General features: G+C 44.9%; 20 protein-coding genes and 1 riboswitch. Of the genes, 14 read left to right on the forward strand and 6 right to left on the reverse strand.

The window, feature by feature from the left end:
* Positions 1–10 precede the first annotated feature (10 nt).
* From I1A42_RS19070 to I1A42_RS19080, 3 genes are all read right to left on the reverse strand, one after another.
* The gene (locus tag I1A42_RS19070) at positions 11–979 is read right to left on the reverse strand and encodes a glutathione S-transferase family protein (RefSeq protein ID WP_161154656.1); all 969 of its coding nucleotides are present in this window, start codon (positions 977–979) and stop codon (positions 11–13) included.
* 389 nt (positions 980–1368) lie between these two features.
* Positions 1369–1839 carry a DUF3237 family protein gene (locus I1A42_RS19075; RefSeq protein WP_161154658.1) on the reverse strand — a complete coding sequence of 157 codons (471 nt, stop codon included), beginning with the start codon at positions 1837–1839 and terminating at the stop codon, positions 1369–1371.
* A gap of 359 nt (positions 1840–2198) precedes the next feature.
* Entirely contained in the window at positions 2199–3158 is a 960-nt protein-coding gene (locus I1A42_RS19080; RefSeq protein WP_196124478.1) for a transposase, read from the reverse strand.
* A gap of 298 nt (positions 3159–3456) precedes the next feature.
* Here I1A42_RS19080 and cobU point away from each other — a divergent pair, with 298 nt between their 5' ends.
* Together cobU and I1A42_RS19090 are read left to right on the forward strand one after the other, a co-directional pair.
* Positions 3457–3999, forward strand: a complete 543-nt coding sequence (cobU, locus tag I1A42_RS19085) for a bifunctional adenosylcobinamide kinase/adenosylcobinamide-phosphate guanylyltransferase (RefSeq protein ID WP_161154662.1) — start codon at positions 3457–3459, stop codon at positions 3997–3999.
* Positions 4000–4009: 10 nt separating this feature from the next.
* On the forward strand, positions 4010–4630 hold the full coding sequence (locus I1A42_RS19090; protein WP_161154664.1) for a histidine phosphatase family protein: 621 nt from the start codon (positions 4010–4012) through the stop codon (positions 4628–4630).
* A gap of 74 nt (positions 4631–4704) precedes the next feature.
* Here the strand turns inward: I1A42_RS19090 and I1A42_RS19095 are convergent, their stop codons facing one another.
* From I1A42_RS19095 to cobA, 3 genes are all read right to left on the reverse strand, one after another.
* Complete coding sequence (locus I1A42_RS19095; protein ID WP_161154666.1) at positions 4705–5568, reverse strand: GHMP family kinase ATP-binding protein; 864 nt, start codon at positions 5566–5568, stop codon at positions 4705–4707.
* Complete coding sequence (gene cobD / locus I1A42_RS19100; protein ID WP_196124479.1) at positions 5561–6640, reverse strand: threonine-phosphate decarboxylase CobD; 1080 nt, start codon at positions 6638–6640, stop codon at positions 5561–5563. The genes I1A42_RS19095 and cobD overlap by 8 nt, the downstream gene beginning before the upstream one ends.
* Before the next feature lie 96 nt (positions 6641–6736).
* Positions 6737–7537 carry a uroporphyrinogen-III C-methyltransferase gene (gene cobA, locus I1A42_RS19105; RefSeq protein WP_196124480.1) on the reverse strand — a complete coding sequence of 267 codons (801 nt, stop codon included), beginning with the start codon at positions 7535–7537 and terminating at the stop codon, positions 6737–6739.
* A gap of 438 nt (positions 7538–7975) precedes the next feature.
* Positions 7976–8162: riboswitch (cobalamin riboswitch) on the forward strand.
* A gap of 135 nt (positions 8163–8297) precedes the next feature.
* Here cobA and I1A42_RS19110 point away from each other — a divergent pair.
* The 12 genes from I1A42_RS19110 to I1A42_RS19165 are packed head-to-tail and all read left to right on the forward strand — an operon-like array spanning position 8298 to position 18639.
* Positions 8298–9671, forward strand: a complete 1374-nt coding sequence (locus I1A42_RS19110) for a cobyrinate a,c-diamide synthase (RefSeq protein ID WP_196124481.1) — start codon at positions 8298–8300, stop codon at positions 9669–9671.
* Positions 9668–10618 carry an adenosylcobinamide-phosphate synthase CbiB gene (gene cbiB, locus I1A42_RS19115; protein ID WP_196124482.1) on the forward strand — a complete coding sequence of 317 codons (951 nt, stop codon included), beginning with the start codon at positions 9668–9670 and terminating at the stop codon, positions 10616–10618. The genes I1A42_RS19110 and cbiB overlap by 4 nt, the downstream gene beginning before the upstream one ends.
* Before the next feature lie 8 nt (positions 10619–10626).
* The gene (locus I1A42_RS19120; RefSeq protein WP_161154676.1) at positions 10627–11280 is read left to right on the forward strand and encodes a cobalt-precorrin-8 methylmutase; all 654 of its coding nucleotides are present in this window, start codon (positions 10627–10629) and stop codon (positions 11278–11280) included.
* A 26-nt stretch (positions 11281–11306) separates the two neighbouring features.
* Positions 11307–12518 (forward strand): cobalt-precorrin-5B (C(1))-methyltransferase CbiD, encoded by a 1212-nt coding sequence (cbiD, locus tag I1A42_RS19125; protein WP_230389663.1) that lies wholly within the window; start codon positions 11307–11309, stop codon positions 12516–12518.
* Positions 12515–13138 (forward strand): cobalt-precorrin-7 (C(5))-methyltransferase, encoded by a 624-nt coding sequence (locus I1A42_RS19130; protein ID WP_196124483.1) that lies wholly within the window; start codon positions 12515–12517, stop codon positions 13136–13138. The genes cbiD and I1A42_RS19130 overlap by 4 nt, the downstream gene beginning before the upstream one ends.
* Positions 13125–13691, forward strand: a complete 567-nt coding sequence (locus I1A42_RS19135) for a decarboxylating cobalt-precorrin-6B (C(15))-methyltransferase (protein WP_161154680.1) — start codon at positions 13125–13127, stop codon at positions 13689–13691. The genes I1A42_RS19130 and I1A42_RS19135 overlap by 14 nt, the downstream gene beginning before the upstream one ends.
* Positions 13692–13693: 2 nt before the next feature.
* Entirely contained in the window at positions 13694–14452 is a 759-nt protein-coding gene (locus I1A42_RS19140; protein WP_161154683.1) for a cobalt-precorrin-4 methyltransferase, read from the forward strand.
* Positions 14439–15524 (forward strand): cobalt-precorrin 5A hydrolase, encoded by a 1086-nt coding sequence (locus I1A42_RS19145; RefSeq protein WP_196124485.1) that lies wholly within the window; start codon positions 14439–14441, stop codon positions 15522–15524. Before I1A42_RS19140 ends, I1A42_RS19145 begins: the two co-directional genes overlap by 14 nt.
* Entirely contained in the window at positions 15509–16234 is a 726-nt protein-coding gene (locus I1A42_RS19150; RefSeq protein WP_196124487.1) for a precorrin-3B C(17)-methyltransferase, read from the forward strand. Before I1A42_RS19145 ends, I1A42_RS19150 begins: the two co-directional genes overlap by 16 nt.
* A complete protein-coding gene (cobK, locus tag I1A42_RS19155) occupies positions 16231–17109 on the forward strand; it encodes a precorrin-6A reductase (protein ID WP_196124489.1) in 879 nt (292 codons plus the stop codon). The genes I1A42_RS19150 and cobK overlap by 4 nt, the downstream gene beginning before the upstream one ends.
* Before the next feature lie 7 nt (positions 17110–17116).
* On the forward strand, positions 17117–17911 hold the full coding sequence (gene cbiK / locus I1A42_RS19160) for a sirohydrochlorin cobaltochelatase (RefSeq protein WP_329604847.1): 795 nt from the start codon (positions 17117–17119) through the stop codon (positions 17909–17911).
* A complete protein-coding gene (locus I1A42_RS19165) occupies positions 17911–18639 on the forward strand; it encodes a cobalt-factor II C(20)-methyltransferase (protein ID WP_196124491.1) in 729 nt (242 codons plus the stop codon). The genes cbiK and I1A42_RS19165 overlap by 1 nt, the downstream gene beginning before the upstream one ends.
* The last annotated feature ends 9 nt before the right edge of the window (positions 18640–18648 follow it).

An 18648-nucleotide genomic window follows, 5' to 3' on the forward strand; every position in this document is an offset into this window, starting at 1 on the left:
CAAATCGTCGCTATTTTACTGAATTTAACAACGCGTTTACGTGTTTAGGTCCTATTGGACGAATGCCCGTAGGGTTCAATGTTTTAATTGAATAGTATCCACGTGTAATGTGATCCATATTAACCGTTTTCGCGATGCCTGGTAATTGGTAAATACGCGCTAAGAAGGCACTTAAATTTGGGTAATCGGCAATCTGCTTCAGATTCGTTTTGAATATCCCGTGGTAGGCTGCATCAAAACGAATCAAGGTAACAAAGGCTCTAATATCTGTTTCTGTTAATTGGTTACCAAAGAGATAATGTTGTCCTTGAAGACGTTCTTCTAGCTCATTAAGCATGGTAAACACGCCGTTGACTGCTTCATCGTAAGCTTCTTGTGATGAGGCAAAACCTGATTTGTACACCCCATTATTTAACAGATTATACAAGCGAGGATTCAGCTCGTCGATTTGACCAGCAAGCTCTGCTGGATAAAGATCGTAATCATTATTGGCCAAATCACCAAAGGCGGTATTAAACATACGTAAAATATCGGCACTCTCGTTATTCACCATGACATTATTCTTCATGTCCCACAGTGCGGGGACTGTCGCGCGACCGGTAAACGTTGGATCAGCACGGGTGTATAATTCATGAATGTATTGGGCACCAAATAATGGGTCTTCATCCGCTTGATCATAGCCGCCGAATTGCCACCCTTGGTCGGTCAGTGTCGGATTAACTATGGTAATAGGAATATGTTGCTCCAACCCTTTTAGCGTTCTTGCCATTAAAGTACGCGAGGCCCACGGACAAATATAGGCGACATAAAGGCGATAACGACCAGATTCTGCCTTAAATCCCGCTTCACCTGTTGGACCCGCACTCCCATCTGGTGTGATCCAATTACGAAACGAGGACACTTGGCGTACGAAGCGTCCTTTATCATCTTTATTTTGTACCGGTTGCCAATTTTCAGACCATTTGCCATTTACTAACATTGCGTTACCTTACTTCTCGCTACCTATGCAAGTACGGTATCACGGCTATATTGACTATAAAATGGTGATGATGTTGAGTTATCATCCCCAAAACGTTGATAATTATGAGTGGTTATACCCAAATGACCTCAAGATGCAGGATTCAGAGCTTCATCAAGGAGCCTAGGTCAAGCTCAATCACGGCAGGAATGGTCATTCCCTTTTAACGTGATTGAGCGCAGAAATAGGTTTGTTGATGAGCTCCCAAAGGGCGAGTTGTATTCGCTCCTAGGCGGTGTTACTGATTTTTAACGTAGAATGACTATGTCTTCAAATCAGTGCCTTGCCTAAGAGCGAATACATTCTCGCTGAAACAGCATCTTGAGGTTACTTGGGTATATAAGCGGATATTATTTAACCCGATACATATCCAAGAACACGCCGCTTGCAGTACGCTGGGCGGTACAGATAAACACGCTTTCGGTTAACCATTTTAAGGAGTCATCATATACTTCAAAGGTTGGCACCGTTTTGAAATAGATATCTTGGGCTGGAATCTCATTGAAAAAACGCATATCTTCTGCAAATAGTTGATCACGCCACTGTTCAGGAATTCGGCGTATTCCATTGTTTTCTATATAAAAGCTTGCACCGTTATGGGTTTTAATTGCGTAACGTGCAGATAAATGACACAACCCATCACTGTCGATCACTTGGCTATCAATACCACCGGGTAAGACTTCACCAGTAATTTCTCCAGAAACGACACCTGATGCGATTGGAATCAATTGACGTTTGCCATAGACCTTATCGCAACTCACAACGTGTGGTTTATCAACTTGAATTTCGATACGAAAAGAAAACTCTAACTCTGGTGTCATAATACCTCTCTATTACAATCTATTAAATGATAAGTCTACATATTCAACTATAATATTGTTTCAATTCAGTTGGTTATGCTGTTAAAAGTGATTGTAATCTAGTTTGCTAAATTAGTGCAAACTTCCTTTATCGAGGACACTCACCTTAATCAATTATATCGGGGACAGGCACATTTAATTAAGGACAGTCGCATTAACGTCGTTGTTTCAAGGGATATAAATTCGCAAAAGCGCTAACGATTCGGTTTTCTCTGATGGTAAGGAGAGAAAAATCGGCAAGATTTCATCATCAAATATTAATCAAGCGAATTTGGAACGGTTTTAGCTGATATAGATGGCTTACTAGTTGTGTTAGAGCGCTAAGAAATGTGTATACCAATCATGCGTTTTCTTTTTAGCTTGGCTTTTGCTTTGTTAAGCTGATAAGAGCTTCCAACCCAAAGGTAAGATTTCTTTTCCAAATTGGTACACAAAGAGAAGTATTCTTGATGTGATAGTTTTAATCGATCGAAGATTTCTGGGTAATTGTCGTTTATATATCCAGGCTTATTATTTCTGACTTGTCGGCCAACCCAATCTAACAATTCGAGGTAATTCATGAGATGAAAGGGGATGGCATACTGGTTATGAAGCTCCTCTCCAACAAAATCTGCTAAAGGTGGAGTAGACATCTTCCCCTGCTTTAAATGGTTTAGTCTGAGTTTTATAGAGGTAAAGTCCGATTGCTCAGGTGTGGCCGCCAATTTTGCTCTGACAGGGTTGAGATCGACGTAAGTCATTGCTGCCATTAATGCTTTTTCATCGAGTAACGCTTGTGACTTAAAACGGCCTTCCCAAAATCGACCGGTGCATTCATCTTCTTGGTTTGCTTGCACCGCAATTGCATAATTGAGTTCTTTCATAAACCAACTCAATGACGACAAACGTTCACGCCATATTTGAATAAGTTTCTTACATGCTTTGAGTTCAGATTTTGAAATGTGTTCTCCAGATATAAAGCGTTGAATTAGTGGGTGCATTTTATGCTCAGTGCACCAACGTTCAATGACTTGATGATCGCTCAGGGTTTGTGCTGATTTATTATCAATATAGGCAACAAGGTGGTAATGATTACTCATGACAGCATAAGCACAGATTTGAATACAATAGATTGAGGCCAACGTGAGTATTCTATTTTCGACCCAAGCGCGGCGATGTTCGTAATTCCTACCTGTTAGCTCATCTTTACCGCATAAAAAGGAGCGTCGAACACAGCGAGAAACGCAGTGATAATAGGGAGTAATCTCTGGGCAAATGAGTTGGGAACGCGCTGTCGTCATGGCTATTCAGTTGATATAAATAAATCTCATGCTGCCTAACAAACAGGGCTCAGACGAACCGTTGGACGTCAAATTTCGAGTGATATCAGTTTGTTTACATCTTTGGTTTATGTTGATTACATTTAAAGTGTGATCTGGTGTGTCTGATTAACTGTTATTGTGCGTGTCCTTTAAAAAACATCTTTTAAAAAAAAGAGTGTTTTAAAACATAACCGCAATAACTGAAAACTGGCTATTTACAGTGATTATGGCGATAATCAAGTACTTAAACACTAAAAGTAGTATTGCGGAGACGGTATTGAGTATTCATTTTTTATTGGGTGGTGCACGTAGCGGTAAATCAAGTTATGCCGAGGCGTTAGCTTTTGCGCAATGGCAAAAGCAGGGCGGGACATTACATTATATTGCGACTGCAACACCTTTTGATGATGAAATGCGGCATCGAATTGAAATGCATCAAGAGCGTCGTGGCTGTGAATGGTCTAATCACGAGTGTCCTCGTAAATTATCCGATAAGCTCACGGAATTTTCGAGTCAGGATATAGTGTTAATTGACTGTTTAACCTTATGGCTCAATAACGTTATTTATAATGATGGCGACACAGCAACGCCAGAAATGATAGAGCAAGAAGTTAAAACATTAGCGTCAGCTTTAAGTGTGTGTCCTGCAAAAGTGTATTGTGTATCAAATGAAGTTGGCTTGGGGATTATTCCCCTTGGTGAGGTGACTCGATTGTATGTAGACCATGCTGGTTGGATGAATCAAGCTGTCGCGAAAGTTGCCCAAGAGGTTACTTTTATGGCTGCAGGCTTACCTATGGTTTTAAAAAACAAGCAATAGGTGAATAGTTATGGCCCAAACGATCAACTTTTATCTGATTCGACATGGTAAAACTCTTAATCCATCAGCACTGAATGGTCGTACTGATGTGGAAGTTGCCCCAAATATTCAAGAACATATCGCTACTTGTTTGAATAAATACTCATTTGAAAATATTATTTCTTCCCCACTAAGGCGCTGTTGCGACGTAGCAAAAAGGCTACAACAGCTATCAATGAAACCTTTAGTTATTGCTCCGGAATTTCAAGAACTTGATTTCGGGACGTTTGACGGTGTTGATTATGATCGTCTAGGAGATGACTGGTCGATTTTAGAACGTTTTTGGCAAGACCCTGCCAATCATCCTTTACCCGACTCTGAGCCCATTTCTACTGGATACCATAGAGTGATTCAAGAGTGGCAGCGATGCGTAGCCGCAGCGACGCAAGATACGATGATCATTACTCATGGAGGGACGATACGTTTTATTTTGGCTTATTTGCTTGGCGCAGATTATACCGATTCAAAATGGTATAGCGTGTTACAGATAGCTAACCAAAGTGTCACGCATGTACAGCTGCTGCGTTATGATGAGCAGAACTATTTTACTGTTAAATCCATTGGCTTAGCTCTGCCTGAACTTGGTGCTTAACGCGACTGTCCTTTTAAGTTGGCGCTTAACTTGAGGTGTGTGTCCTCATTAATAACTTAAGGTGTGTGTCTTCATTAACGGACACCGCCTGTAATCAGATGTTGGTAATGCATGCTGTGGTAGAAGCCGAGAATATCGAGGTTTTTAATTTGCGCGACCACTTTTTCAATATCGTGACGATGCTCGTCGTACAATAAACCAATCACACTGCCGCTATGAGCAAGGTTCACACCGTATAATCCTTGGCGCTCAACAATGTCGAGCAGTGAATAGAATAAGGGTTTAGGCAGTATTTTCTGACTTTCAATCGCACTCAATGTTGCTGCTTCACCCAGCAGTGCTTTGTCTTGTTCATCAATCGCATTTTTGAGCAGGCGGTGGGCTTTATCGAGTTGGTTGGCGGAAGATTGTAATTTTTCAAAACGCTTCATGCGGTGATAGTCCGCTGTTTCTAGATTGATTGAGCTTTCGAGCACTAATACATTCATCGAATCAATGGTTCCTAGCGACTCAATAATCTCACCATTGTTGTGATCAAACAGTGTCAGAGTATCGAATATGGTGCCATCGGTTGGTTCTAAACGGGTACACAAATGAGCTAAATCCGTTTGATTTAGCTCCTGCCCAAAATATCGAGCGGTGGCCATGATAGTGGCGGCAACGTCCGCTGTGCTGCTAGCCATGCCCTTGGCTTTAGGTATGTTTGAGCTGATATGAAGTGTCAGGTTATCTGCTGCATCAGTGGGTTGCTGCAAAAAGTCTAATGTGATTGTAAAGGCCTTTTGCGCCATATGATGAGCGTTATTGGTCTGAGAGTTATCATCAGTGACTTCAGCAGTTGAAAACCAGTCGATCGGACAGGAAACGAGCTTTTCACCCCCTTCAATCCAACCTTGGATTAATTCGCCACAAGACGCAGGGCAGGTCGCTTTAGTCATGATTAAGTACCTCTTTTAGTGCGGCGATCAATTTCAAGTTATCTGAATGAGATTTAATCGCCACACGATAGTATTGATGATTAAGCGCAGGATAATTCGCACAACTACGAATTAATATCCCATACTGCATCAGCTCTTCTTGTAGCTTACTATCAGGCACTTTATGTTTAAAGAATAAATAGTTAGCGCTAGGAGGGTAACACTCCAATGCAGAGAATTGATTGAGCTCTTGCCATATGAATTCTTGCTGCTGAGTTAACCATAGGTGGGTGTGTTCAACGTATTTTTGATCGCGGAAAAGGTATTCACCAGCGGTTGCAGCCAACGCATTAATTGTCCAAGGTTCGCGCAGATCGCGCATTCCATCAAGAACAGCTTCATTTGCTGACACCATGTATCCTAAACGTAATCCTGGCAGCGCATAAAACTTAGTCAATGAACGTAATATATACAGGTGCGGGTAATCGTTTAAACATTCGATAAGACTTTGACGCTCAGGCATAAAATCAATGAAGGATTCGTCGATGAAGAAGGCGATATCATACTCTTCACAGCGCTCGACTATCTGAATTAGCAATTCAAATTCTGGAATCAATCCGGTTGGATTATTTGGCGTACACAAAAATAAGCAATCGTATTCTGGGGACAAGGCGTCAAGAAATTGCGCTGTAAGAGCAAAGCCGGTTTTTTCATCTAAAGAGTATTGGGTGATTTCACATCCATAGAGCGTTAATGCTCGGCGATATTCACCAAAAGTAGGTTCAACTACCAGTGCATGTTGTGGTTGCTGCTGCTGTACCCATAGAAAAATAAGTTCGGTTGCACCATTACCTGCAACGACATTATGTGGGGTGAGTTGATGATGTTGTGCTAATGCTTGATGAAGATCTTGATAATCAATATCGGGATAGACCTCTAAGCGATCTAAATGGACCGTTAATATATCGCGCAAAAATGGTGGCATTCCGAGTGGATTTATATTTGCACTGAAATCGGTAATATCAGCAGGAGCAAGACCATACTGCTCTGCCATTTGAAGCACGTTACCACCATGTTGCCCGCTTTTGGCCATGATTAATTCCCAGAATAATGTTGTGTTGTTATATCAATGATACTTAAGCATGACATTGAGCTAAGTATCATTTAGTGTCGTATTAATGTAACCGTCTTACAGTGAATATTCGACGGCTGGGTTATTATGAGTTAGCTGTTGTTCAATAATTACTTGATTCGTCGCTGTAAATTCTAAAATACTGTGTTTAGCAGCTACTTGTCCAATCACAATTAATGCAGGAGAGCGTAAATTTTTTTGTTTGACCTCCTGCGCAAGATTCGCAATATCACTAACGATCACTTCTTGGTTCGCACAGGCCGCATATCGTACGACGGCTGCAGGTGTGTCTGCTGATTTTCCATGTTCGATAAGCGCAGCACATATGGCTTCGATTTGGCTCATTCCCATTAAAATCACCAAGGTACCGTCAAGTCGGGCGTATTGCGACCAATCAACAGGATCTTTGCCGGCGCGTAAATGTCCCGTTACGACATGAAAGGAAGCGGCGCAGTCTCGATGGGTAACAGGAATACCAGCGTATGCAAGGCCACCAATAGCAGAAGTAATTCCTGGAACCACCTCGAATGCAATGGAATGTTCATACAACGCTTCAGCTTCTTCGCCACCACGACCAAATACGTAAGGATCACCACCTTTTAAGCGAACGACTTTTTTACCCAATTTGGCGTGGTCAATGAGCAGCTGATTAATCTCATCTTGGGGAATGGGGTGATAGTTCGGCTGTTTACCCACATTAATTTTACAGCAAGCAGGGCTTGCTTCTTCAATCAGCTCTGGACAAACGAGGCGGTCGTAGATGAGTACATCGGCATTACGTATGCAGTTAAGGCCTTTTACTGTGATTAGCGAAGGGTCGCCAGGGCCTGCGCCAACTAGCCATACTTTTCCTTTCATAGGTGTTGAGTCTCTTATCCAGTGTTATTGAAATTTATCTTCACACTAACATTGTCAAATAGGGCTTTTTTTGAGCCACGACAATAATGTGTCAGTTAAGTTAGGACCACTTTTATAATACGGAGTAACACCTAAGTTTTTGATCTATATCATGGTTGATATCCATCTTTATTAATATGGTGGCACTTCAATCTTGTGTAACAGTGAATCGAGATTGACATTATTGATGGTAAACAATGATATCCAATGCGTTGCAGGTAGATATTATCGATGTGCCTAGCAGGACACACGCGGTATAGATAACGAGGACACACGTATTAAGAAAATTGTAAATATACGTGCTACAAGTGCCGCCTAAGCAAGGTAAAACGTATGAGCATAGGTTATGATGGAGGCCTGTAATAACCGATTAAATAATCAGTTGTCACAGTAATTTGACAATAAAAGTAAGACAGTAATGCGCATGATAATTCATGCACCGGAAGTGAGGTGAAAATCCTCCGCAGCCCCCGCTGCTGTAATGCTGACAATTTGGTAAAACCACTGTTAAGTCATCCAAACTTAATGGGAAGGACCAATGAGAATGACGCTAAGCCAGAAGACGAATTACTGCCTGTTCCAAGACTCATACAGAGGCACTTCGGTGGGAAGTGGTTGGAAATGAACACGGAATATATCCGTGGCCGTTTGCACACCCGTTCTCTTTTCAAGGGATACTCACTCAGTGCTTCACCCAAAATTGATATCTAGTGGTGAAGAAATGAAAGCATTTGTCGTAGCCGGCACAAACAGTGGATGTGGGAAGACCACTATCACATTAGGACTTCTTAAGGCACTTACGCAGCGTAAGCTTGCGGTGCAGCCATATAAAGTCGGCCCAGATTATATCGATACTGCATGGCACACTAAGGTGTCTGGTGTAGCATCGCGCAATCTTGATGCCTTTATGTTATCCAGCAACACTTTACACCATGTATTTACCAGCCACACTCAGAAAGCAGATATCGCTGTAATTGAAGGCGTGATGGGGTTATACGACGGCTATGGTACCGATCCACACTATTGCAGTACGGCGGGACTGGCGCGAGATCTGCAGTTACCTGTTATTTTAGTTGTTGATGGCCGCGCAGTATCTACCTCAGCGGCAGCGACCGTGATGGGATTTCAACATTTTGACCCTGATTTAAATATCGCAGGCGTCATTTTCAATAACGTCAATTCTGAGAGTCATCTTGACCTCATTCGCCAAGCGGTTGAAAAATATTGTGACATTCCAGTTCTCGGTCGCTTACCCAAGTTGCCACAAATAGAGTTGCCTTCTCGGCATTTAGGTTTATTAACCGCTCAGGAGTCAGCCAAATTCGATCCTCATTGGCAAACGTTAGGTGAGGCGATTGAAGAGCATATCGATATTGATGCATTGCTTCAGATGAGCGAACTTGATGCGACGTCGTATACGCCGCAGGCGATTCCATCTCCAGTAGAGACATCATGGGGAGCAGGGCTGCGTGTCGCCGTTGCTCTCGACAACGCGTTTAACTTCTATTACCAAGATAATTTAGATTTACTGAAAGCCAGTGGTTTGGACATCGTTCCTTTTAGCCCGTTGACTGACGCGTGTGTCCCTGATTGTGATTGTGTGTATATCGGCGGCGGGTACCCAGAATCTTACGGTAAAGAGCTGGCTGCTAATCAAACCATGCGCAAATCACTGCAAGCACTTCATCGAGCGGGCACACCAATTTATGCCGAGTGTGGCGGTTTGATGTATTTGGGCGATGCACTAACAGACACTGACGGCGAACGCCATGAAATGGTGGGCATTTTGTCGGGCGAGAGTCAGATGACCAAATCGCTCAAGCGCTTTGGTTATTGTTTTGCGCGGGCAACCCAAGACACCTTGTTAGTCTCTGAAAATCAGGTGTTACGTGGTCACGAATTTCATTACTCAGAATTTACTACTGAATTAGATCCAGTCTTCGATATGACCAAAGAGCGCGATGGCGACATCATCGCTCAGTGGGGTGGTGGCTATCAAGTGGACAATACGTTCGCGACTTATTTACATCTTCATTTTGCGCAGAATCCAGACATTCTACGTCATTGGTTAGCCATAGCGAGGCAAGCACAATGAGCCTATTTCTTATTTGGCTGGCATTTGTTGTCGATTGGCTGGTGGGTGATCCACCCAACTGGCCTCATCCGATTCGTTGGATCGGTTCATCGATCAGCCGTATGGAAAAAGGGTTACGTCGTCTAGGTGAAAAACCACAATGGCTGAAAATAGCGGGAGTTTTACTGTGGGTCGTAATTGTCGGCGGCAGTTATGTCGTGGTCGAAAGCATTTTGGTAGCAAGTTACCACTGGCACTGGACCATTGGTCGTGTGATTGAATTATGGCTGACCGTCACCGTTTTAGCCGGAAAATGCCTAAAAGATTGCGCGTTAGCGGTGATGAAGCCGCTTAAACAGCAAGATATTGGTGAGAGCCGCATTCAACTCTCATACATTGTTGGGCGTGATACCAGTCAACTTGAGGCGCCACAAATTACCCGAGCGACGGTTGAAACCGTTGCTGAAAACACCATTGATGGCGTCATTGCGCCACTGTTTTATCTTTTTATTGGCGGTGTGCCATTGGCTATGGCTTACAAAGCAGTCAATACCCTCGATTCCATGGTGGGATACAAAAACGAGCGCTATCAAGATTTAGGATGGTTTTCAGCGAAAGCGGATGATCTGTTTAACTGGATTCCAGCCCGGTTAGGGTGGTTGTTATTTACTTTTGCCGCGTGGTGTTTACGTCTTGATTGGCAAAGTGCTCTGCACATTGGTTGGCGTGACCGCCGCCAGCATAAAAGCCCCAATGCAGCTTGGTCTGAAGCGACCGTCGCGGGTGCACTAGGCATTCAGCTAGGTGGCCCTAACCGTTATTTTGGCCAATGGGTCGAGAAACCTTGGCTGGGAGATAAAAAGCGTGAGATTACCCCAAACGACATCGTTCTCACCAATCGTATGATGTTCATTGCTTCAAGCGCTGCTTTAGTCCTGTTTACTGTTATTTATTTGATGATTCATTAGGAATTACTATGACCTTTATCCAACAACCGCAACTGATTGAAAGTACGAGCTTTGAGATCATTGATGGCATTATCGCAGACGATTTTCCGAATTTTACCTATGAGAGTGAATTACAGAAAAAGATCATTACTCGTGCTATTCACACAACGGCGGATTTTGATTGGTTAGAGATATTAGCGTTTTCTTCGGATGTATTAGCAAAGTTGCAACACGCCATTCTATCGGGATGTACTCTGATTACCGATACCACGATGGCAATGTCGGGCATTAATAAACGACTTTTGAAGCAGTTTGGTTGTGAAATTGAGTGCTATATCGCTGATCCTGAAGTGGCGGAGCGTGCCAAAGCACAAGGCATGACTCGCTCTATGGTTGCCGTTGATAAGGCGGTAGAACTCGATGGTGAAAAAGTATTTGTGTTTGGCAATGCTCCAACAGCGCTGTTCCAATTGCTTAAACATCAAGGCCGTTTTGCCGAGGGGGAATTACCTGTAGCGATTGGTGTGCCAGTGGGTTTTGTTGGCGCGGCGGAATCAAAACAAGCGTTACACGAAAGTGCCTTCCCACACATTGCTGCATTGGGCCGTAAAGGTGGCAGTAATGTCGCGGCTGCGATCATTAATGCAGTGTTGTATCACTTGCGTGACCAGCAAGATGCATAGTCATTACCAGATTTTAAGAGCACTTAATGATGGATAGTGAGCAAACGACAAATTCCCAAGCAATCCAAGATGGCCAAACTGAGAGAACGTCCATCGCTGGGCAAGTATCGCCCAGTGAGAACGTGGTGTGGCATCGCGGAAAATCATACCGTAAGGGATACACTACCGGATCTTGCGCCACGGCAGCAGCAAAGGTGGCGGCTTTGATGGTGCGTCGGCAACAACTGATTTATCAAGTCTCCATTGTTACTCCTTCCGGCGTAACGTTGAATTTGAACGTGGAAGACCCGTCAATTGAAGGTCAGGAGGCGGTCGCGGCTATCCGCAAAGATGGTGGCGATGATGTGGATGCCACACACGACATGCTGATTTATGCGCGTGTGTCCTTGCAAGATGAGCATAACGATATCGTAATAACGGGTGGCCAAGGCGTTGGTGTCGTAACTCAAAAAGGCGTTGGTTTACCCATTGGCGAAGCGGCGATCAATAAAACGCCCCGCCATACCATAGAGCAAGAAGTCCGTGATGTGATTGGGCCGAATCAGGGCGCTGTGATCGAAATTTTTGCCCCAGAAGGGGAAGAACGCGCCCTTAAAACGTATAACGGCAAACTTGGCATTCAGGGTGGTATTTCCATTATTGGTACTACCGGTATTGTCACGCCAATGTCGGAAGAGAGCTGGAAACGATCACTGGCTATCGAGCTTGAACAAAAACGAGTGCAGGGTTTAGAGACTGTGATTTTTGTACCGGGTAATCATGGTGAGCGTTTTGTGACCGAACAGCTCCATATGAACGCTGATTGGGTGGTTAACATGAGTAACTTTGTTGGCTATATGCTGCAAGAGGCGACCCGATTGCAATTTAAACGAGTTGTGATGGTGGGGCATTTAGGTAAGTTGATCAAAGTGGCTGCTGGCGTATTTCATACCCATTCCCATGTCGCGGATGCCCGTATGGAAACGTTAGTAACTCACCTGGCATTGCTGGGAGCAGATAACACGCTGCTGCAAGCCGTATTTCGCTGTCCGACAACAGAAGCGGCAATGGAGCTCATCTCGGAGCAACATTTCGATTATGTCTACGATCATATTGCGCAAGCGATTGTTGAAAAAGTGCGTTACATGCTGCGTTATGCCAATCAAGCCCCCCAATGCGATGTCGTACTGTTTTCTTACGATAATGTGGTGCTAGGCAGTAATCGTCCGCCACAAAAGATAGCTGAGGTAGACCAATGATCAGTGTGATTGGTATGGGGCCGGGTGATGAGCGTTTAATCAGTGTTGCAGCACAGCAACTCATCGAAAGTGCCGATATTTTAGTCGGTTGGCGCCGTCTACTGAGTCAGTTTGAACATCATCCTGCGCAAAAATACCAAATGGGCGTGGATATTGACGCCACATTGCAGTGGCTGAGAGAGCAGAATCAATCTCATGATAAACATACGCCTAACATTGTGGTATTGGCGTCGGGCGATCCGATGCTATTTGGTATCGGTAAGCGTATTGCAGAGGCCTTTGCGCCAGAAGAACGCCAGATAGTACCGGGGATCAGTTCGGTACAAACCTTATTTAGTGCTGTGGGGATTGATATGAATGATGTGTATATCACCAGCAGCCACGGCAAACAGCCCAATTTTGATTTTATCTTCCTGCACGACAAAGTGGCCTTGGTGACAGACAAAAAGATAGGTCCTTACCAAATCGCTCAACAACTTATCCAGCGCGGATTACATCGCACCCTGATTATCGGGGAAAATTTAGGTTATCCGCAGCAACAGATTTCTGTACTGGCTCCAGAGCAAGTACAAGCCGAATATGAAATGAATGTGGTGGTAATACTCAATGAAAGACAGTGAATTTTTACGAGGCGAAAGTGTTCCTATGACTAAACGTGAAGTGAGGTCTGTGGTGTTAGAACGCCTTGAGTTGCATCGCGCCAGTCGCTTTGTTGATGTGGGGGCGGGTACTGGGAGTGTTGCTATTGAAGCGGCTATTCGCCATCCCAATCTCAATATCTTAGCCATTGAGAAAAAACCTCAGGCATTAGATTTAATTAACGATAACTGCCGTAAATTTGGCTGTGAACAAATTCGCATCGTAAATGAAACTGCACCGTGTGAAATCACCGGGCATGTGGACGCGATTTTTATCGGTGGCAGTGGCGGTAATTTAACCGACATTATCGATTGGGCACTTGAACACTTGGTGGCGAATGGACGTTTGGTGTTGAGCTTCATTCTACAAGATAACCTTAGCGAGGCTTTGCAACATATTGAGCAATGCGAGGTGCACGATGTGGAATGTGTGCAGCTATTGGTATCGAACAAAGCAAAATTAGGTAAGGGGTATTACTTCAAACCGAATAACCCGACCTTTGTTCTGTCATGTCAAAAAGGCAAGGGAGAATAACCATGTTCGATGCATCTCTAGTCTATTTTGTTGGCGCGGGGCCTGGTGATCCAGAGTTAATTACTCTAAAAGGCTACAAAATTCTTAGCCAAGCCGATGTGGTGATTTACGCAGGTTCTCTCATCAATAAAGAGCTCCTAGAATATTGTAAAGACGGGGCAGAGTGTCATGACAGTGCTTACCTGCACTTAGATCAAATCACGGAGTTAATGGTAAACGGTGTCAAAAATGGCAAGCTGGTGGTGCGATTGCAAACCGGCGATTTGTCCCTGTATGGCTCCATTCGTGAACAAGGTGAAGAGCTAGCAAAACACAACATCGGATTTCGCTCAGTAGCGGGTGTGTCCTCGTTCCTTGGCGCCGCTTCCGAATTGGGTATTGAATACACAGTACCTGAAGTTTCGCAAAGCTTGGTGATCACGCGTATGGCGGGTCGCACGCCAACACCAGAACTAGAATCGATTGAACGTTTTGCCGCGCACCAAACCTCGATGGCGATCTTTTTGTCTGTCCAAGGCATCAATCAGGTCATCGCGCAGCTTAGCAAAGGCGGGTATCCCGACGATACCCCCGTCGCGGTCGTCTACAAAGCCACGTGGGAAGATTGCCAGATTATTCGCGGTGATTTAACAACGATTGCCGACAAAGTCACTAAGGCGGGCATTCGTAAAACAGCGCTGATCCTTGTCGGGAAATTCCTCGGGGAAGAGTATCACTACTCAAAACTGTATGACGCGGAATTCAGTCATGAGTATCGTTGATCCCGCGCGAGTGTCTCTATTTTCAATCACTCCTGGTGGGCAGGTGTTGGCCAACAAGATCCATGCATTGTGGCCGGTCACTTGCTACTGCGCGGAAAAATATCAAAAAGATCATTTTAGGGCCTTTGAAGGCTCGTTTGCGAACTCGTTACGCCAAGCTTTTTCTCGTGATGAAGCGATTATTGTCATCGGTGCTTGTGGCATTGTCGTGCGCACTATTGCGCCTTTAGTACAAGACAAACTCCATGACCCTGCGGTATTGGTGATGGATGAAAAAGCGCAGCACGTAATCAGCTTACTTTCTGGGCATATTGGCGGGGCAAATCAACTGGCTTGTCAATTAGCTGCTCGTGTTGGAGCCACTCCGGTCATTACCACGGCGACTGATGTCAATCAGGTGTGCGCGATTGATGTGTTAGCCAAGCGAGTCAACGGGACGATAGAGCATTTCCGAGACGCAATTAAAACGCTGAATCAGGCGTTAGTGAGTGGTGAAAGCGTCGGCTTGTACTGCGATCCCGATACATTGGAGTTAACTGGAATCGACCTCGCTAACGAGGACACACGCGGTATCGAGCTGCTATCGCTGGAGCAACTTGAGCGGCATGATTGTCAGTATGTGATTGAATTATCGATGAAACCAGATGTTCATAATTGGCATGCGGAAACGTTTCATTTGGTGCCACGCTGTATTGTTGTCGGCATGGGATGCCGTAAAGATCTTCAACCGCACCTGATGACGCAAACATTTTCAGCGCTATTGGATGCGCATCATTGGCACCCATTGGCCGTGACACAATTTGCCAGTATTGACGTTAAGCGCAATGAAACCGCCATGCTTAATTTAGCCGAGCAATACCAAGCGCCAATTGAATTTTTCAGCGCGAATGAGCTTTCTGCATCTGGCTGGCGTGGGCCCGAATCCGAATTCGTTAGAAAAACCGTGGGGGTTGGCGCCGTTTCTCAACCTGCTGCATGGCTGCTTAGCCAAGGGAATTTAATTGGAGAAACGGTGAAACAGCAAGGCATGACCTTTACCTTTGGAGTACAAAAAATATGTTATACGTCGTAGGCATAGGCCCTGGTGGCTTGGACATGATGACTTTTGAAGCGCGTCGCGCCATTGAAGAGTCTGATGTGATTGTCGGCTACAAAACTTACACCCATTTGATGAAAGCGATCATCGGCGATAAAACCGTGATCAAAACAGGAATGTGTAAAGAGATTGAGCGTTGCACAACGGCACTGGAATTGGCTCAGGAAGGTAAAAATGTTGCGATAATCAGCAGCGGTGATGCCGGTATTTACGGCATGGCGGGGCTGATTTTAGAGATGGTTACTCAGCAAAAATGGGATGTGGAAGTTAAGGTGATTCCTGGTATGACCGCTAGTATCGCAGCAGGCTCCGTCTTGGGTGCACCGCTGATGCACGATTTTTGTCATATCAGTTTGAGTGACTTGCTGACGCCATGGGAAGTGATAGAAAAACGAATCAAAGCGGCAGCAGAAGCAGATTTTGTCGTCTGTTTTTACAACCCACGTAGCCGTGGTCGTGAAGGTCATTTAAAACGTGCATTTGAATTAATGGCGCCCTTTACGGATCCAAAAACACCGGTAGGGATCGTTAAAGAAGCAGGGCGTCGTAAACAAGAAAAATGGATTACTACGTTTGCAGAAATGGATTTTGAACTAGTCGATATGCGCACTTTAGTGATCGTCGGTAATCGCTCAACCTACATAGAAAATGGATTAATGGTGACGCCACGAGGATACCAATTGTGAGTAATGACGGGCCTTGCCAAGCGATGGTTAGCGCGACTGTCCCGCTAAGCGCTTCTACCACGGAGGCTGATTTAAACGTGTGTGTCCCCGTAAAAAATGGTCGTGTGTTGGTGTTTGGCGGAACGTCGGATTCCATGGCGCTGTGTGGTGAGTTGGAAAAGGCTGAGGTGAATTACAGCTTTTCAGTTGCTACAGAGGCTGGGCGGCAGATGGCGCAGGGCATTAAAGGTGAACTACTGGTCGGGCGTATGGATGTCGAGCAAATGCGTCACTGGATGCAGGATAATCGTATTTCATTGGTGATAGATGCTGCCCATCCTTATGCGCAAGAACTGCGGCAAAATGTGATGACTGCGTGTCATGCTATCAATCTTCCATTAGTGCGTTTTGAACGTAAAAGTGAGTCGTTTACTCATCCGTTATTAATCGATGCGACCTCGGTGGATGATGCTTGCAAGAAAATCAAGCAAAACGGATGGCACAAAGTGATGCTAACCACTGGTAGTAAAGACTTAGCCACGTTTTGTGAGCAGTTACCCGAGCAACATCTTATCGCGCGTGTCCTGCCAACGGCAGACGTGTTGGCTCAGTGTGAAGCGTTGGGGTTGGGCATTGATCATATTGTGGCGATGAAAGGCCCGTTTAGTCGAGCGCTTAATCAGGCGTTATATGCGTCATTGTTGCCTGATGTAATGGTGACTAAAGAGTCCGGCCATGCCGGAGGATTTCTCGATAAAGTCCAGCCCTGCGTGGAGCAAGGCATTCCATGTATTGTTATTTCTCGCCCTAAACCCGTGTTGGTGGGCGAGTATTGTAAAATTATTCAAGACATTACCGCGTGTAGCGAATGGCTACAGCGTGGCATCGACAATTAGGACCGATATGATGAAAAAAGCCCTATTAGTGATCAGTTTTGGCACCAGTTACCCCGAAGCGTTAGAAAAAAACATTGTTGCCTGTGAACAAACCTTAGCAGCTGCGCACCCTGATCGTGATTGTTTCCGCGCGTTTACGTCCTACATGATCATTAAAAAACTCGCTCGCCGTGACAATCTGCACATCAATAACCCGCAACAAGCGTTGCAAGCGCTTTATGAGCAAGGTTACGACGATGTATTAGTTCAATCGCTGCATATCATTAATGGTGACGAATACGAAAAAGTCGCGACACAAGTCAATGCGTATCAAGACAAATTCACCCGTCTGGATTTTGGTCAGCCATTATTAACTTCCCATGCAGATTACGAACAGCTGATCACCGCATTGGAGCATCAATGTCCAACGCTGCAAAGTGATGAGCGCTTGGTACTTATGGGTCATGGCACGACCCACTATACATTTTCTACTTATGCTTGCTTAGACCATATGCTGACGGCAAAAGGATCACCGATGATGGTCGGCGCGGTAGAAAGTTATCCTGAAATCGATACATTGATCGATCGCTTAAAAGCACAAAATGTGAAGAAGGCATACCTGATGCCACTGATGTTAGTCGCGGGCGATCATGCCATTAATGATATGGCGTCAGACGAAGAGGATTCGTGGAAAACTCAGCTTATTGAAGCGGGGATTGAGGCGATGCCGATTGTCCAAGGCTTGGGTGAAAACCCTCTCATTCGTGACATGTTTGTCCAGCATCTCGCCGATGCTATCACTGATGCGCAGGAGGCGGCGTAATGGCAGGTAAGTTATATGCAATTGGTACGGGCCCTGGTGCAAGCGATTTAATCACGGTTCGTGCGGCGCGTTTGCTAGAAACGTTAGACGTACTCTACGCACCCGCCGGGAAAAAAGGTGGCGACAGCTTGGCGCTATCGATTGTACGCGAATACTTGGGTGAACAAGTGGTGATTGAAGAACGTCATTTCCCTATGACGGCGGATGCGGGTGAAAAGCAGGCGGTATGGGATCAAGTGGCTGCCGATATTGAACAAGATGTGCAAGCGGGGAAACAAGTCGGGTTTGTTACGCTTGGCGACAGTATGCTGTTCAGTACTTGGGTATTTTTGCTTGAACGTTTGCAAGGCAAAGTGTTGGCGGATGGATCACCGTTGGATATGGAAATGATTCCGGGCATTTCTTCTTATTCATGCATTGCATCTGCAGCCCAATTCCCTCTGGCAATGGAACAACAATCAATGGCGGTGATGTCGTGCACGGCTGAACCTGATGTGTTAAGTGCCGCTTTGCAAAATCACGAATGCGTGGTGTTAATGAAAGTGTATGGTCGATTCAATCAAATTCGGTCTTTATTAGCTGAGCTTGGGTTACTAAAGCACGCGGTATTGATGGCAAATGCATCAATGGCAACAGAAATCACCTATCGAGACTTGGCAAGTGTTGATGAGCAGGCTAAGTTACCGTACTTTTCGACTATCGTCGTTAACCGAGCGTGGAATGCGTAATCGCAATTA

The sequence above is a fragment of the Vibrio nitrifigilis genome, from assembly GCF_015686695.1.
Taxonomy (GTDB): domain Bacteria; phylum Pseudomonadota; class Gammaproteobacteria; order Enterobacterales; family Vibrionaceae; genus Vibrio; species Vibrio nitrifigilis.

Bases quoted from the DNA above. Each gene is read 5' to 3' on its own strand.
- cbiD (WP_230389663.1), top strand. From the start codon at position 11,307: ATGATGGATAGTGAGCAAACGACAAATTCCCAAGCAATCCAAGATGGC.
- I1A42_RS19095 (WP_161154666.1), bottom strand. From the start codon at position 5,568: ATGACTAAAGCGACCTGCCCTGCGTCTTGTGGCGAATTAATCCAAGGT.
- cbiB (WP_196124482.1), top strand. From the start codon at position 9,668: ATGAGCCTATTTCTTATTTGGCTGGCATTTGTTGTCGATTGGCTGGTG.
- I1A42_RS19135 (WP_161154680.1), top strand. From the start codon at position 13,125: ATGAAAGACAGTGAATTTTTACGAGGCGAAAGTGTTCCTATGACTAAA.
- I1A42_RS19140 (WP_161154683.1), top strand. From the start codon at position 13,694: ATGTTCGATGCATCTCTAGTCTATTTTGTTGGCGCGGGGCCTGGTGAT.
- I1A42_RS19070 (WP_161154656.1), bottom strand. From the start codon at position 979: ATGTTAGTAAATGGCAAATGGTCTGAAAATTGGCAACCGGTACAAAAT.
- I1A42_RS19110 (WP_196124481.1), top strand. From the start codon at position 8,298: ATGAAAGCATTTGTCGTAGCCGGCACAAACAGTGGATGTGGGAAGACC.
- I1A42_RS19075 (WP_161154658.1), bottom strand. From the start codon at position 1,839: ATGACACCAGAGTTAGAGTTTTCTTTTCGTATCGAAATTCAAGTTGAT.
- cbiK (WP_329604847.1), top strand. From the start codon at position 17,117: ATGATGAAAAAAGCCCTATTAGTGATCAGTTTTGGCACCAGTTACCCC.
- I1A42_RS19150 (WP_196124487.1), top strand. From the start codon at position 15,509: ATGTTATACGTCGTAGGCATAGGCCCTGGTGGCTTGGACATGATGACT.
- I1A42_RS19145 (WP_196124485.1), top strand. From the start codon at position 14,439: ATGAGTATCGTTGATCCCGCGCGAGTGTCTCTATTTTCAATCACTCCT.
- cobD (WP_196124479.1), bottom strand. From the start codon at position 6,640: ATGGCCAAAAGCGGGCAACATGGTGGTAACGTGCTTCAAATGGCAGAG.
- I1A42_RS19130 (WP_196124483.1), top strand. From the start codon at position 12,515: ATGATCAGTGTGATTGGTATGGGGCCGGGTGATGAGCGTTTAATCAGT.
- I1A42_RS19120 (WP_161154676.1), top strand. From the start codon at position 10,627: ATGACCTTTATCCAACAACCGCAACTGATTGAAAGTACGAGCTTTGAG.
- I1A42_RS19090 (WP_161154664.1), top strand. From the start codon at position 4,010: ATGGCCCAAACGATCAACTTTTATCTGATTCGACATGGTAAAACTCTT.
- I1A42_RS19080 (WP_196124478.1), bottom strand. From the start codon at position 3,158: ATGACGACAGCGCGTTCCCAACTCATTTGCCCAGAGATTACTCCCTAT.
- cobA (WP_196124480.1), bottom strand. From the start codon at position 7,537: ATGAAAGGAAAAGTATGGCTAGTTGGCGCAGGCCCTGGCGACCCTTCG.
- I1A42_RS19165 (WP_196124491.1), top strand. From the start codon at position 17,911: ATGGCAGGTAAGTTATATGCAATTGGTACGGGCCCTGGTGCAAGCGAT.